Raw genomic sequence first — 15717 nt, 5'->3', positions numbered from 1 at the left:
CAAAAAGAATATGTACAATGGCAAAGAGGAATCCTATCCCGACATTCTTTTGAAGATATGAAAGCATGGATCGACACTACATTGAATCACGACAATATTTGGTTGGTTTTGGTAATTCATGGAGTTGAGAATCTAGGCTGGGAACCTAAAACAAAAGAGCAATTAGAGGAATATTTCTCCTTTATGAAATCAAAGGAAAAAGAGATTTGGATTGAAACATTCCGGGATGTCACCAAGTATGTAAGGGCTCGCCAAAATACTCAGGTTTCTAGTAAACTAGATAATAATAAGATCACTATTTCGCTGGATTCAGACTTAGATCCATCTGTTTATTCTATTCCATTATCTATTAAAACTTATATTCCAGAAGATTGGGAACAGGTAAAAATTGATAATGATAAAAATCTCGAAATTATGAAAGATGAAACGGGTAGCTATGTTTTATTCCCAATGGCCTTATCAGAGTCCACTTTGTCTATCTCAAATTAATTGAAGATCAAAATTGAAAAATAGAATCCTTTAAAAAAAGACCATTCATTCTCAATAAATTACTTTAAACAAAAGAATTCTGAAAACAAACTGATTTTGAATAAATTAGGCTTGAAACCAAAAAAAAACTCAAATTATAACTAGTTAAAAAATGAAAGAATTAAAGAAAGAAGATATTAAACAGGAAGTATTTGATCTGTATGATGCTTATGCGCATAATAAGTTAGACAGAAGAACTTTTGTGGAGAAACTATCGGCATATGCGGTAGGGGGTATTACAGTAGCATCACTCATGAGTGCAATGATGCCGAATTATGTAGATACAAAAACTATCCTAGCTGGAGATGAACGATTGGAGTCTGAATACATCATGTATGATTCTCCCAAAGGAGGAGGAAAAATAAAGGGTTTATTATCCACTCCAACGGGAATGAATGGGAAAGTACCGGGAATTGTGGTAGTCCATGAAAACAGAGGTCTAAACCCCTACATTGAAGACGTGGGGAAAAGATGTGCCGTAGCAGGATTTATTTCCTTGGCACCAGACGCTTTGACTCCCCTTGGCGGCTATCCCGGCAATGATGACGAAGGTCGTACCATGCAGTCTAAAAGAGATAGAAATGAAATGCTGGAAGATTTTATTGCAGCCTATGAAACTTTAAAGAATCACCCAAACTGTACGGGCGAGGTAGGAGTTGTAGGGTTCTGTTTTGGCGGTTGGATTTCCAATATGATGGCAGTAAGACTTCCTGACTTGGGAGCTTCTGTACCTTTTTATGGCGGGCAACCATCTGCTGAAGAAGCTGCAAAAATCAAAGCCCCATTGATGCTTCAATATGCAGGATTGGATGAGCGAGTTAATGCAGGTTGGCCTGATTATGAAAAAGTTTTAAAGGCCAATAATGTCGAATATCAAGCATTTGTATATCCTGATGTCAACCATGGCTTTCATAATAATACTACGCCAAGGTATGATGAAGCTGCCGCTACACTAGCCTGGGAAAGAACCATCGGATTTTTCAATAAACATTTAAAAGGCTAAACTATTTAAAGAGCAGAAAAAGGGAAACTATTAAGATTAGTTTCCCTTTTTTTTGTCCTAAAAAGCCATACTCAGGAAAATTAAAAAAGTAATAACTCCTAAACCGAGGCCAATAATAAATACATTATACGCATGCCTTAGAAGACTATATTTTTTATTCAAAACTTTCGCTTGATAAAACAACGCAATGGACATTTGTTCCTGAATTTCTTTTTTGGAGGGTAAAATCCGTTCTACTTCAAGGAGGTATTGATCCATTGTTAAGTTTTCACTTGAACCGAAAAACATGATGCTAGATTTTGTAGGGTTTTCTGTTTCACCCTTATCCCCCATTATTTTGGGTTTGGCAGACTGAACTGCCAAAATTGTAGAGATAAAACAGGCGGTAATCAGAAGTAAAACTGGAGTTAAGGTAATTGGACTTTGTACCTCTATTTGATGTGAAATAGTACCATAACCCATAATTGCTACCAAAGAAGATATCACTAAGGCATTGATACTGATTATGATGTTTGCTTTATTATCAGCAATCTGAAGAAGATTACAGTTGTTTTTAAAAGTCACTCTAAAAAAAGTCTGATGTTCTCTATCCGGCTTTTCTTTTTTAATACGTATTGGTTCTTCCATAATCTTTTTAAAGTGAGAATGGAATTTACACAATAATTTTTCAAGATAAATAGCCCTAGGTCATTTAGATGAATCTATTAGGGCGTATATAACATTTAGAAAATCAATAGCCCTTGCTCTCTTAAAATTTCCCAAACTTCAGATTCTACTAATTCTTCAAAATCACCTATTTCTTCCTCATAACTTTCTTTTATAGGTTTCAAAGTCTGCAGTTCCTGGGTATAGGATACTTTTCCAAGAAGATTAGCAATCCAAGCTCCTAGCTCAAGCGGTAATTCCATTGCAAAATCTTCCTTCTTTCCTGAGAAAACCAATTCACAAAAACTGTCTTCCTCAAAGGGCACCAATTCCGGTAAGGATCTTATCCATAATATTCGCTGCTGATTTTTATAATCTGTTTCAGGTCCGTTTTGAATTGCTTTGGAAATAAAATTCTTGGAAACAGTAGTTTTTGGTATTCTCACTTCAAACCAATCTTGCAAGGGTATTTCAAAGCCTACTCCATGCATGTAGTTAAAAAGTGATTTTCTTAATCCCTGACTAAATTTAGAGTGATCAGCACCAACTGGGTCTTCAAATTCTAATTCATTGTTTGCAAATTCACCTTCTTCCGAGCCTATTCTCTGAACATTAAAAGCTTCTGGATCTAGCCCTACGGGACTATGAGCAGTCATTGCAAATCGATGCCAAAAGGCGGATTGTAAAACACCGGTTTGAAATAATTGCCTTACCATTTCCATGGAGTCCACTGTCTCTTGGGTAGTTTGAGTTGGAAATCCATACATCAAATAGGCATGTACCATAATTCCGGATTGTGTAAAATGATTGCAGACCTGAGCAACTTGAGATACTGTAACGCCCTTTTTTATCAAAGCAAGTAATCGATCAGAAGCAACTTCTAAACCTCCAGATACAGCTATACATCCTGAAGCACGTAAGAGTCTACATAAGTCTGCAGAGAAACTATTTTCAAACCGGATATTTGTCCACCAAACAACTGTAATCTCTCTTCTCAAAATCTCAATTGCCAAATCGCGCATTAACGCTGGTGGGGCAGCTTCGTCTACAAAGTGAAATCCATTTTCGCCAGTTTGAGCCATAATTTCTTCGATCCGGTCACAAAGAATCGACGCAGTAATAGGTTCATACCTTCCAATATAGTCAAGCGAGATATCGCAAAAAGTACATTTACCCCAATAACATCCATGAGCTAAGGTCAGCTTATTCCATCGACCATCACTCCATAATCGATGCATTGGATTTGCTACTTCTATCACTGATAAATAGTCCCTCAACTTTAAGTCACTATAATCAGGTGTTCCAACATCCCTTTGAGAGACATCTTTAACAGCAGAGTTATTCAGCAGTTTCACTTTCCCATTTTCCCTAATAAATGTTCTTTTTAGCTCATTTAACTGTCTATTGCCATCCAAATATTCTAAAAGTAAACGAACTGGCGCCTCTCCGTCGTCTAGAACAATAAAATCTACAAAATCAAAAACTCTTGGATCTTTCAAAGACCGTAATTCTGTATTTGGGTATCCGCCTCCCATCCATACTTTAATTTCAGGATACTTCTCTTTGACAAATTGCCCACATTTCAAAGCTCCATAAAGATTTCCAGGGAATGGGACTGAAAAAGCAACAGAGTTTGGTTTGGTTTCTTTCAGCTTTTTTTCAAGTATTTCCAACATGATTTGATCTATCAGGCCGGTTTCTCCATTTAAAGCTTGATTCATTTCATCAAACTTATTGGCAGAGATTCCCAATCGCTCTGCGTAGCGACTAAAACCAAAATTTGGGTCAATTGCTTCCGTAATTAAATCTCCAATATCTTCTAGATAAAGTGTGGCAAAATACCTAGCCTTATCACGCACTCCTAAAGTTCCAAATGCCCATTCAAGATCATCCAACTCCTCAAACCTACTTGCCTCTGGAAGGAAGTCCCCTTCTGAAATTTGATAAGCCAAAGTCGGATTCTTATCCTGAAGAAATGAAATAACAGGATCTATGGTTTGAATATAATTTGCTTTAAGCCGAACGATTCTTGCAGAATTATCTGATAATTCAATCTCTTGTTCATCAATTAATCCAAAAACTTTTTTCAAACCATCCTTTGAAAACAACTTAAGAATTACTTCTATCCCAAGATCCATTTGATTGGAGGGAATACCCAAAGTATTCAGGTAGCCTTTGAGATAAGCAGTAGCCGGATAAGGCGTATTAAGCTGCGTAAAAGGAGGAGTGATAAAAAGTACTTTTGAAGCCACAAGGAATAAATTTATTGATAATCAAAGTTCGTAAAGAATCCTTGATTCTGATTATGTCTTTTGAATTAAAACAAAACTGGACAAATGGTCTCCATGAATAACCATCCAAATTTTGGTAGATTTACCTATTAAGAAATTTTAAATATGAGAGATAATAAATTTAATATTGCTGTTTTGATCGATGGTGATAATGCCCAAGCCAAACTTTTAAAGGAAATTCTAGAAGAAGTTTCTAAATACGGAAAAGCTACTATTCGTAGAATTTATGGAGATTGGACGACGCCTCAGATGAACAGCTGGAAAGAATTAATCAATCAACATTCCTTTAATCCCATCCAAAAATTTTCTTATACCACAGGAAAAAATTCAACTGATAGCTCAATGATCATTGACGCAATGGATATTCTTCATAGCGATAGTGTGGATGGGTTTTGCATTGTTTCCAGCGATTCAGACTATACTGGCCTTGCTAAAAGAATCCGGGAAGAAGGTCTTTTCGTGATGGGTATCGGAAGAAGAATCACCCCAAAAGCATTTGTTCAGTCCTGCGAAATATTCACCTTTTCTGAAAACTTAGCACACAAAGAAGAAACTGAAAAGCAAGAATCTACGAAAACCGAAAAGTATCAACCCAAAACCAATCGGAAGGATGCAGTGAAACTAGATGAGGCCAAAAATGAAGATATTCTAAAAGAGTCTCCAACATTAGATATTGGGTTAATTGACAGAGCATTTGAAATATCTTCTGATGAAGAAGAAGAGATTCATATTGCAAAAATTGGCGCTTCCTTGCGTAAAATCGATCCCTCATTCGATCCTCGGTCCTATGGGTTTAGGAACCTAACTGAGCTTTTTAAAAGCTTAAAGAAATACCAAGTCATCAAAAACGAAGTGAACGGACTGAATTATCCTTTGGTGAAATTAAGATAGATGGTAAAAGAGCTAAGAGAGAAAATCGAGCAGTTTTTGCTGGATTCCAATTATAAATGGAATACCTCGTCTGCTATGATCCATAAATTAAACTTAACTCAATATTCCCCGACCGAATTAGATGAACTTTTGATTAGAGAATTCAAAGATTCTGAAAATCAAAAATTCAGATTTTCAACACTGCCCTCTAAGAAAAGTCTCGATGTACTATGGGGTCATATAGATCGAGTTAAAAAGCGCGATGTTTTAGATATCTATAAACAGGATGAACAGATTCTCATTGATGAATTGGATAGAATAGACTCCAAGAATCTATTTCTTTCTCACAGTTTCAAAGATTCCGAACAAGTAATAAACCTAGCAAAAGATTTAAGTAACTTAGAATTGCATGCCTGGATTGCAGAAACTGAAATACTAAAATACCAGCACATAAATCAGAAGGTCAAAGAGGCCATTGAAAGTCTCCCATATTTTGGAGTATTTATTTCAAAAAATTTAATTTCCTCAATTTGGTCTGCCAAAGAGATTGAATTTGCTTTGAATAACAAAAAATTGATTTTTGGTTTTTTAGACAATAAACTTGAATTAAATCTTGAAGAGATAATCGAAGGGAATAAAATTAGTCAGGAAATTTTCCGAAGATTTTTTGATAATCACCGTCAAGTATTTTTTCTCAACTATCCAGATTCAGCCAAGATCAATTTTTCTGGTATTGATCAATGTATCTCATGGGATGAACTTGAGGAAATTTTGGATCAATAAAAAAGGGCCATTTGGCCCTTTAAAGTTAAAAGATTTGAAAGCTATTAGATTTCTAGCGACTTAAAATTATCCACCAGCAAAAACATAGGCACAACCATGTTCCTGAGCTCTTCCTAAAGCCCAAACTCCTGATGGAACTACTTGAATTCCCGGAAGAACTCCACTCATCATGTCTTTGGTAACTTCCTCAGGATTTAAATTCATTTTTCCTGCGATTCCTCCACTATTAACCTGAATTGCTAAACCACAAACACAAAACATAGCACCTCTTTCCTGAAGTCCTTTTATCCCTTGAATTTGAGGCATTGGGAAATCACCGGGTTTTGGATCATAATAAGGATTTCTCAAGGAAGGTTTTCCTGTAGCAGGATCATTAACACCTAAAAACTCTCCCAACTTATATTTTGACCATAGTCTATCCTCAAGAGCAAAACCAATTCCGCTATGACGAAGAACAGTCATGGCAGTAATGTCTGAATCAGGACTATCAGTTTGGTTATTTGTGAGGTAAAAAACCCAATTCCAAATTATTGCAAACCCATCGTGTGGTGTAGAACCATCATAAACCACCCGATGAGTACCTTTGATTTTTTTAAACCATTCATCAGCTTCATGCATAGAAACTTTATTTTCTTTTAATGAACTTCCTAAAGCAGGACTCACTATACCAGAAAACCCTCCCACGGCTGAACCGAGTGCGATTTTTCCAAGAAAACTTCTTCGAGAATTACTATTTTGATCTTTCATATAAAAATTAATTGAGTTAAAGGATTACGATAATACAATTGAGGCAGCTAAAAAATAACATTACTGAATGTAGCCTTTTAATTTTGATTAATCAATTAAAACACTGAAAATGAATTAATTAAATAATTGGTTAACATAATGCTTTAGAGAATGAAAACTTTAGTAATCGGTATTCAATTTAAAACACACTTAATAAGAAAAATACAATCGTAATAATTCAATTTTCTTTCTATAGTACTATTTTATCAGCACTTGAAATTATTCAAAATTAAATTATGCCTAAAACAGGGATATGTAACCGGATTAAAACAAGACTTTAATTATAGAGTTTAATCCTAAAAGTCTTTATATGAAAAATTACGCCTCTTTTACCCTCATTATTCTTATTTCATTTCTCGGCTTATCATGCCAGGCTCAATCAAACAACACTAATTCTGAAGACATCTATAAATATAAAGATCCGAATTGGGATGGTACTGGAAAGGTTTATTTAGGTAGAGAAATCTCCCATGTAATGGGATTTGCCGGAAAAGACTGGTTAGAAAGAGCAGAAAGAGAGCGAGAGGAAGGAATTGCCGCCGCTTTAGAAAACCTTCCTATTAATTCAAAAAGTGTAGTGGCTGATATTGGCGCTGGTTCTGGTTATTATACTTTTCGGATTGCTCCATTGGTTCCTGAGGGCAAAGTATATGCTGTTGACATTCAAGAAGAGGCCATTTCCTACATTCAGCAAAAAAGCGAAAATCTTGGGGTTCAAAATGTATTTCCTCTAAAAGGGACCGAAAAATCTCCAAATCTTCCTCAAGGTGAAGTGGACCTCGTCATTATGGTAGATGTGTATCATGAATTATCTTATCCACAAGAAATGCTTAGTGCAATTTATAAATCATTGAAACCTGATGGAAAAATATTGCTTCTTGAATATAAAGGTGAAGATCCGACAATCAATATCAAGCCTCTTCATAAAATGACTGAGAAACAGGCCAAAAAAGAGCTCAAAGCGAATGGTTTTGAATTGGTGAAGAATGGTAAATTTCTTCCAATTCAACACTATTTGATTTTTCAAAAAACAGAATGAATTAATTCAATTAAAAATGAATTTAATTATTTGATTTATAATACTTTGACTCAATATTCTTGAGTTTAGAATTTACTCGAAATTTTAATGAGTTTTTGTACGTAGTGAATTTTGCCGCAAAAGTTGAAAAATATTTCAAAATAAAATGGAGAGATATTAATTGAGTTGAAATTGGATTGATTAAGCTTCATAATTTATTTGGCCAATCAGGAAAAGCTTCTTTCTTTTAGAAGCCTATTTACCTAATTTTATTCCCAATTTAAATCTTTATGAAAAGACTCTTAATCCTTGCAATAACTTTCATTTGCATTCAAAGCTTTGCTCAAAATTTAGAAAAAGGCGAACTAGAAAGACTTACTGATCAGAAATGGCAACATGGAGTTGAATTGCTTCAAGAGATTGTTAGCATACCTAACAATGCGGTATTTCCAGAGCAAATTGAAGTAAATATCAAATGGTCAGAAGATCAATTTGAAAAAAGGGGCTATTCGACCGAAAGGCTCTCTACTGATGGAATACCACTTTTGCTGGTAGAGAAAAAGCAAACTGGTGCCACCAAAACCGCCTTATTTTATTTTCACATGGATGGACAGGCAGTAGATTTGAGTAAATGGTTTCAGCCAGATCCGTATAAGCCTGTTTTGAAGGAAATCAATGCAAAGGGAGAATGGACTGAAATCCCTAGTGATAGGCTAAAAACAGAATATGACCCCAATTGGAGAATTTTTGCACGCTCCACATCAGATGACAAAGGGCCAGTAGCCATGTTCTTGACGGCTTGGGATGCTTTGTCTGATGAAGGTCTTTCACCAGATTATAATGTGAAAATTATTTTGGATTTTGAAGAGGAACAAGGGTCTCCCAAGCTTCCTTCAGCAGTAATCAAATACAAAGAAAAATTAGCAGCAGATATGATGCTGATTATGGATGGCCCTCGTCATACCAGCAATGAACCAACTTTGAGTTTTGGAGCCAGAGGAATTGCTGATTTAACTCTGACAACCTACGGACCAAAATTCTCTCAACATAGTGGCCACTATGGAAATTATGCACCGAATCCAGCCTTATTACTTTCTCAACTTTTAGCATCAATGAAGGATGAAAACGGGAGAGTATCAATACCAGGCTATTATGATGGAATTGAACTTAGCGAAACTGAAAAGGAAATTTTAGCTAAAGTTCCAGACGATGAAAAAGCTATTCAGAAAAAACTGGGAATCGGAAGAACTGATCAGGTTGGACAAACTTATCAGGAAAGTATTCAATATCCTTCTCTAAACATCCGAGGGTTGGAATCAGCATGGGTGGGTAATGAAGCTAGGACGATTGTTCCAGCTACAGCCATCGCTGAAATTGATGTAAGATTGGTTCCTGAATCTGATCCAGAGCGTTTATTCTCATTAATAAAAAACCATATTGAAAGTCAGGGATTTCATATAGTTCGAGAAGACCCGACTGATGAGGAAAGAATGAAATATCCAAAGATTGTGAAAATGGTATATTCAATTTCCTATCAGGCATTTAGGACACCTATGGATTCTGAAACAGGAAAATGGCTTCGATCAGCCATGCGGAGAGCATTTGATAAAGACCCTGTACAAATAAGAATTTCGGGAGGCTCTATTCCTATTTCTCCTTTTGTGGATGCCTTAGGGATCCCAGCAGTTACAATTCCCACAGTGAATTCTGATAACAATCAGCATAGTCCAAATGAAAATATTCGACTAGGAAATTACCGGGAAGGTATCACCGCTATTCTGGCTATTTTAACAGAAAAGACTCAAGATGAACTTCGCTTGAAGTAACAGAAATTGGGAATAAAATGTAAATTGGATTAACAAAAATGTCCGAAATGAAATTTTTAAAAATAGTTTGGGTAATAGGGTTTTTCTTCTCGATATCAGGCATCCTTCTAGCTCAGGATCAAGATCTTAACACTAAAGGAATAGGAGGAGATAAAGACAATGCTAAAGATAGAATAATCAGAAAATCTGCCTTTGAGAAAAATTTTATTTCAAATACAGAAGATTATTTATTTGCTAAATCTGATACTTCTCCTGTACCAATTGGAATTATAATTCAAGATGGTTTTATAGAAAACATGAGTAATTATCTGGCCTTTAGATTGAGCTTTGTCAACGATAATGAGCGGTTTTCCATTGATTCCGATCCAACAATTACGAAAATCTATCCAAATGGAAATTCAGTTCTGAAATTGAATTTAAACTATAGATTTTTATCAATAGGCTTTAGCTTTATTCCCAAATTCATTTCAGGGAATGATGATAATTTAGTCAAGGGCAAAACCACAGGACTTGGTTTTTCGACAGGATTTAATTTCACACATTGGGTTCAAGATTTGAGCTATACGAGAACTACAGGATATTATTTGGATAATACTGCTGATTTTGACCCTAATTGGAATGAAGGCGATCCATACATCCAATTCCCAAACTTACACTACAGAAGTTTTCAAGGAATAACAGGGTATAATTTCAACCAACATTTTTCTACCAAAGCACTCTTTACCGGGACTGAGCGCCAGCTAAAAAGTGCAGGCACATTTCTTCCGACATTACTTTATCGATATTACATAATGGATAATCGGGAAACTCCAAGCCCCACAATATCCACTCAGAAGTCAAAGAATTTTGAAATAATTGCAAATGCCGGTTACTACTATACTTACGTTTTAAATAAACAGTTCTATATCTCAGCAGGAGCCTCTTTAGGTTATGGAATTCTTTTTTCAAAAGTAACCACACGTTATATTGATGAGCAAATTGAATCAAAGCAAAACAACGGGGTATTTAAATGGGATGGAAGAGGTGCTATCGGTTATAATGGAGAGCGTTTTTTTTCGGGATTTTTTGTGACCGCAGAAAACAGGCAGTTCAAACAACAAAATACTTCAGTGATCAATGCCGACTGGCGTGTCTACACACAAGTACATGTCGGTTATAGGCTGTTTGCACCTAAAAAACTTCGAAAAACAGTCGATGCTATTCCTATTTTAAATTAGATCATCCTTTTTTAAAACTGTACAGAAATGGCGCTTTATGAGATCCTCCAGTATAGAGTTTATCATGCCTTTCCAAAATGTTAAGACTGAGCATTTTTCTTTGGAAATTTGCTCTATTTAAACTTTCACCTAATATCGCCTCATACACTTGCTGGAGATCCTTCATGGTAAACATCTCAGGTAAAAGGTTAAAGCTCAATAATTTATGGTCCAAATGAACTCTTAAATGCTCCAATGCTTTATCAACTATTTCCTGATGGTCCATCATCAACTCTGGAAGATTATCAAAATCATACCACTCGATAGAATCTGATAAAACATCCGGAGTGGGAGTTACATTTTCATAATTAATCAAAGCATAATACGCTACTGTAACAAAGCGGCCTAACATCCAATGGTCTTCTTCATAATGACCTTGTTCCTCAAGGATACGGCGCATAATTTCAGGTTTGAACCGCTGCATGGAACCGAAGGTGTGGAATTGTTCCAAATAGATCTGATCTAAGCCAGTTCGCTCAGTCAAGCCTCTTTTAACTGCCTCATCCAATGGTTCGCCCATTTTCACAAATCCCCCGGGCAAAGCAAATGTTTTCATATTATGATACTCTATGATCAGAATTTTCAATTTTTCTCCAGAAAAACCGAAAATGACTGAATCGTAGGAAATATTTGGGAGATATTCGGTGCGGGGCAAAGTCATGGGTTAAGCTATAAAAACTTGTATTACTAATTGGATTTTCAAAAATAAGCAATTACTATTGTTTCACAACGATACAATAAACTCACTAGATGAAATTTGCTTTTAACATCCTTCAGATTTATGGTTTGGCTATTTTGACTTTTATTACCTTTCAGATAAATGCCCAAAACCTAAATGGATTTGCCGTGCAAACTAAAATAAAAAACGGAATAATCGAAGGATCTTTTGACACCAAATCGGGCATTCAAAAATTCTTCGGAATCCCATTTGCCAAACCACCTGTAGGAGATCTTCGATGGAAAGCTCCACAACCACTTGACAACTGGTCAGGAATTAAAAAAACGATGGCTTTTGGCCCAAGAGCTGTTCAAGCTCCAGTATTTGGAGACATGGATTTTAAGTCAGATGGACTAAGTGAAGACTGTCTTTATTTGAACGTATGGACTCCTGCTGATAGAAACAGCAAAGACCTACCTGTTTTGGTATATTTCTATGGTGGTGGATTTGTAGCTGGAGATGGATCTGAGCCAAGATACAATGGTGAAGCTATGGCTCAGAAAGGGATTGTCGTAGTTACAGTTAATTATAGACTGAACATATTTGGATTTCTAGCCCATCCAGAACTTAGTGCTGAAGCACCTTACAAAGCTTCCGGCAATTATGGGTTTTTGGATCAAATGGCTTCTCTGAAGTGGGTAAAAGACAATATTGCAGCTTTCGGAGGTGATCCTACCAAAGTTACAATTGCTGGAGAATCGGCTGGTTCGGTCTCTGTTAGTTACCAAATGGCATCTCCCCTTTCCAAAGACTTAATCGCTGGAGCTATTGGAGAAAGTGGTGCTGGAATCAATCCTACTTTGGCACCTATGAGCCTTGCCGAAGCAGAAAAAACCGGACTAGATTTTGCAAAAGCTGCAGGTTTCAACAGCATTGAAGAACTTAGAAATCTTTCTACAAAGGAGATTTATGAAATCTACAATGAGTCTAAAAGATTTGGATTCCCAATTGTTTTAGATGGTTATTTCCTTCCAAAAACCCTTCCTGAGATTTTTAAAGCAAAAGAACAAGCCATGGTTCCCCTTTTAGCTGGATGGAATTCTGCTGAGATTCCCGGTATGTCCTTCATGCAAGGCCAGCCTTATTCCAAGGATTCATTTATTTCCAAAGTAAAAGAAATATACCCAAACGATTGGGAGGAAGTCTTAAAACTTCATCCACATGAAACAAAAGAGGAAGTGGAAAGATCTGCGACTGATTTAGCTTCCGATGGGTTTATCGCTTACAGCACTTGGAAATGGCTTGATTTACATGCCAAAAACTCAAGTCAGCCTGTCTATCGATATTTATACAGCAAACTTAGGCCTCCATTGAAAAATACCAATTTAACTCCTGGATTAGCGGGTGGTACCATAGAAGGCGGACCAAAAATGCCTGAACCAATTGGAGCTCCGCATGCATGTGAAATCGAATATGCTATGGGAAACTTGCATTTAGTTGAAGTTTTTGATTGGACTCAAGAAGATTATCAAGTCTCAAAAACCTTTATGACTTTCTTTGAAAATTTCATCAAAACAGGTAATCCAAATGGTGAAGGTCTTCCTAATTGGGAAAAAATTGAAGGTTCAGATGATACTCCTCCAACAATGATCATAGATGTCGATAGTAAATTGATCCAGGCTACCGACCAAGCCCGCTACCACTTCCATGATAAATATTACGGAAACACCAAAAATTAATCTATTCCTTTTCCAATCCGGGGGTCTAAAGCCCCCTTTTTTATTTTTAAAAACCTACTTTATTTCCTGCGATTACCATTTTGATGGTACCGTAATCATATTTACCGTTGAAATACTCCCTTAATTCGGTTATGCTACTTTGCTTTTCTAACTGATCTTTGATTTCAGAAATCACATATTCCGGAAGACAATTTTCCAGCTCCACACGACCGGTTTCAATGCCATGCGCCAAATGACTTTTTATAGTTGATTGAGCTAAGCTTCTTTCTTTTGCTATCTCTTCTATCGATTTTCCTTCTTTATATAGCTGATAAGTCACTTCAAAAGAATCACCCTTTTGCCTTTTCGGCTTTAACGCTCCAGATTTCTTACGACCGGTTTTTGATTTGATACTCTTTATTTTTTCTGCAGCTTTCTCTTTTGCTTTGAAAATAAACTGCCTTCTAAGATGGAGCATTTCCTCTTCTAAATCCTCCATCCTTCCAGGTGAATTGCCGGAAGAAATAGCTTGGATTAATCGTCCTAATTTGCTCAATTCTAAATATTTTCTCAATAAACTCTCCTCTACTGATTCCAGTCCGTCCAGATATTTTTTTGTTCTGGAAAACTGCTCTACCATACCAGCTTGGGATAAAATTTTATTCACTGAATTTGCAATCAGTTCTCTATAATATTGCCCACCTTTTTGAATTCTTTCCAGCAGTTTTTGAGATTGGTTTTCCTGCAAAAGAAACAACAATTGTCTCCTGAATTTTTCTGTATTTCCTACTTCGGAAGAAAGCATTTGATACACCTCTGGAATTGTCTGTTGCATTTCTGCATCTTCAAATTCAAGGTTGCTATTTTGCTCTTTTTGAAAAATCTCCAATTCTTTAAGTATCGGAAGTAAATCAAAAGTCCTTTCAATCAGGCTTCCCAAATAATGGCTTTGATGCCTTTGCAACAATTCTTGAAGGTGCATTTGGTTTCCTGCATTTTGGGAAAAATTCACAACCTGGTGGTCTGAATAGACCAAGCTGGATTGAATTTTACTTCTCAGCACCAAGCCTTCCAAGCTCCTCAATCTACTCAAAGCCACATAAACCTGTCCTGGCGCGAAAGCTTGTCCCACATCAATGATAGCTCGATCAAAGGTCAAACCTTGGCTTTTGTGCACAGTTACTGACCAAGCTAGTTTGATTGGATACTGGGAAAAAGTTCCAATAACTTCCTCGTCCAGTTCTTTAGTTTCTGGATTGACAATATATTTTTTGTTTTCCCAAACCTCTCTCCTTAGGGTGTATTCTTCTTCCGTATCCTGCATTTGCACTAGGATTTCATCCTTTTCCAAATGAATTACCTTAGCAATTTTTCCATTAAAATAGGAGGCATTTCCAGAACTGTCATTCTTTACAAACATAATCTGAGCTGCCTCTCTCAATTCCAGTCTTTCAGGCAAAGGATATAAAGATTCCGGAAACTCCCCTTCTATTTCTGCATCAAAAAAACAGGACTTCCCAGACAAATTTTCTAACTCTTTCTGATTGAGCTGATCAGCTTTATAGTTGTGTGTAGTGATGGTAATATATTCCTCTTCTAGCTGTTTGATTTCCTCATTACTTTTGAAATGCTTATTTAAAAGATTTACATCCTGTTGAGTTACGCGATTATCCCTTAAATGATTTAGAACATCAATAAATTCATTATCCTGTTGCCTAAAAATCTTATCCAACTCTAAATAAACCAAGCCAGAATTCTGAAGTGCCTTGGCTTCGAAAAAATGCATGCTATTATAAAACCGGTTTAAAACCTGCCATTCATGTTCTTTTACGATTGGTGGCAATTGGTATAAATCTCCAATCATCAGTACCTGCACCCCACCAAAAGGCTCCCTAAAATTACCTTTGACACTTTTCATCCGATAATCTATCGCATCCAAGACATCGGCACGCAGCATACTCACCTCGTCAATTACTAAAAGCTCCACTGCTTTCAAAACACTTTTACGAAGCTGATTTAAAGGATGCCTTCTGCTCAAAGTATGTTGGGTATAAAAACCATATTGATCTGTGAAATTCCCTTCAGGCTCTCGCACGGGCAAAAAACTACCCAAGGGCAATAAAAATTGAGAATGGATTGTAACACCTTTGGCATGGAGAGCCGCAATTCCCGTTGGTGCAAGAATAACATGTCTTTTATGCGTACGTTTAGCCAAATCTCTCAAAAAAGTAGTCTTACCCGTTCCTGCTTTTCCGGTAAGGAAAATTGGAGCACCGGTATTGTTCACAAATTTTGCCGCAAATTCAAGTTTTTCAGAGGTCTGATTTTCCATTTA

At 36.4% G+C, this 15717-nt stretch carries 12 protein-coding genes and 1 pseudogene; 8 read left to right on the top strand and 5 right to left on the bottom strand.

The window, feature by feature from the left end; genetic code table 11:
* Both Q0L68_RS02330 and Q0L68_RS02325 read left to right on the top strand, forming a co-directional pair.
* Positions 1–489: pseudogene (locus tag Q0L68_RS02330) on the top strand (polysaccharide deacetylase family protein); the annotation flags it as partial.
* Positions 490–640: 151 nt separating this feature from the next.
* On the top strand, positions 641–1531 hold the full coding sequence (locus Q0L68_RS02325) for a dienelactone hydrolase family protein (protein WP_296698833.1): 891 nt from the start codon (positions 641–643) through the stop codon (positions 1529–1531).
* Between the two features lie 57 nt (positions 1532–1588).
* Here the strand turns inward: Q0L68_RS02325 and Q0L68_RS02320 are convergent, their stop codons facing one another.
* Both Q0L68_RS02320 and Q0L68_RS02315 read right to left on the bottom strand, forming a co-directional pair.
* Complete coding sequence (locus tag Q0L68_RS02320) at positions 1589–2158, bottom strand: Pycsar system effector family protein (RefSeq protein ID WP_296698831.1); 570 nt, start codon at positions 2156–2158, stop codon at positions 1589–1591.
* A gap of 95 nt (positions 2159–2253) precedes the next feature.
* Positions 2254–4428 (bottom strand): radical SAM protein, encoded by a 2175-nt coding sequence (locus tag Q0L68_RS02315; RefSeq protein WP_296698829.1) that lies wholly within the window; start codon positions 4426–4428, stop codon positions 2254–2256.
* Positions 4429–4572: 144 nt separating this feature from the next.
* Here Q0L68_RS02315 and Q0L68_RS02310 point away from each other — a divergent pair, with 144 nt between their 5' ends.
* Together Q0L68_RS02310 and Q0L68_RS02305 are read left to right on the top strand one after the other, a co-directional pair.
* A complete protein-coding gene (locus tag Q0L68_RS02310; RefSeq protein WP_296698826.1) occupies positions 4573–5358 on the top strand; it encodes an NYN domain-containing protein in 786 nt (261 codons plus the stop codon).
* Positions 5359–6120 carry a toll/interleukin-1 receptor domain-containing protein gene (locus Q0L68_RS02305; protein ID WP_296698824.1) on the top strand — a complete coding sequence of 254 codons (762 nt, stop codon included), beginning with the start codon at positions 5359–5361 and terminating at the stop codon, positions 6118–6120. It abuts the gene before it with no gap.
* A 66-nt stretch (positions 6121–6186) separates the two neighbouring features.
* Here the strand turns inward: Q0L68_RS02305 and Q0L68_RS02300 are convergent, their stop codons facing one another.
* The gene (locus Q0L68_RS02300; RefSeq protein WP_296698822.1) at positions 6187–6867 is read right to left on the bottom strand and encodes a twin-arginine translocation signal domain-containing protein; all 681 of its coding nucleotides are present in this window, start codon (positions 6865–6867) and stop codon (positions 6187–6189) included.
* A 349-nt stretch (positions 6868–7216) separates the two neighbouring features.
* On the opposite strand from Q0L68_RS02300, the gene Q0L68_RS02295 reads away from it, so the two are divergent.
* The 3 genes from Q0L68_RS02295 (at position 7217) to Q0L68_RS02285 (ending at position 10967) form a co-directional block, all read left to right on the top strand.
* Positions 7217–7945, top strand: coding sequence for a class I SAM-dependent methyltransferase (locus Q0L68_RS02295; protein WP_296698819.1), 729 nt, complete (start codon positions 7217–7219; stop codon positions 7943–7945).
* A gap of 269 nt (positions 7946–8214) precedes the next feature.
* Positions 8215–9750, top strand: a complete 1536-nt coding sequence (locus tag Q0L68_RS02290) for a M20/M25/M40 family metallo-hydrolase (protein WP_296698817.1) — start codon at positions 8215–8217, stop codon at positions 9748–9750.
* A 47-nt stretch (positions 9751–9797) separates the two neighbouring features.
* Positions 9798–10967 carry a DUF4421 domain-containing protein gene (locus Q0L68_RS02285; protein WP_296698814.1) on the top strand — a complete coding sequence of 390 codons (1170 nt, stop codon included), beginning with the start codon at positions 9798–9800 and terminating at the stop codon, positions 10965–10967.
* Between the two features lies 1 nt (position 10968).
* Here the strand turns inward: Q0L68_RS02285 and Q0L68_RS02280 are convergent, their stop codons facing one another.
* The gene (locus Q0L68_RS02280) at positions 10969–11667 is read right to left on the bottom strand and encodes an NUDIX domain-containing protein (RefSeq protein ID WP_296698812.1); all 699 of its coding nucleotides are present in this window, start codon (positions 11665–11667) and stop codon (positions 10969–10971) included.
* Between the two features lie 89 nt (positions 11668–11756).
* On the opposite strand from Q0L68_RS02280, the gene Q0L68_RS02275 reads away from it, so the two are divergent.
* Entirely contained in the window at positions 11757–13403 is a 1647-nt protein-coding gene (locus Q0L68_RS02275; protein ID WP_296698810.1) for a carboxylesterase family protein, read from the top strand.
* A gap of 46 nt (positions 13404–13449) precedes the next feature.
* Here Q0L68_RS02275 and Q0L68_RS02270 read toward each other — a convergent pair whose 3' ends face one another.
* Entirely contained in the window at positions 13450–15714 is a 2265-nt protein-coding gene (locus tag Q0L68_RS02270) for a helix-turn-helix domain-containing protein (protein ID WP_296698809.1), read from the bottom strand.
* Positions 15715–15717: the final 3 nt, after the last annotated feature.

This window comes from Algoriphagus sp. (genome assembly GCF_024642405.1).
Lineage (GTDB): Bacteria > Bacteroidota > Bacteroidia > Cytophagales > Cyclobacteriaceae > Algoriphagus.
This window is presented reverse-complemented; position numbering and strand designations above follow the sequence as displayed.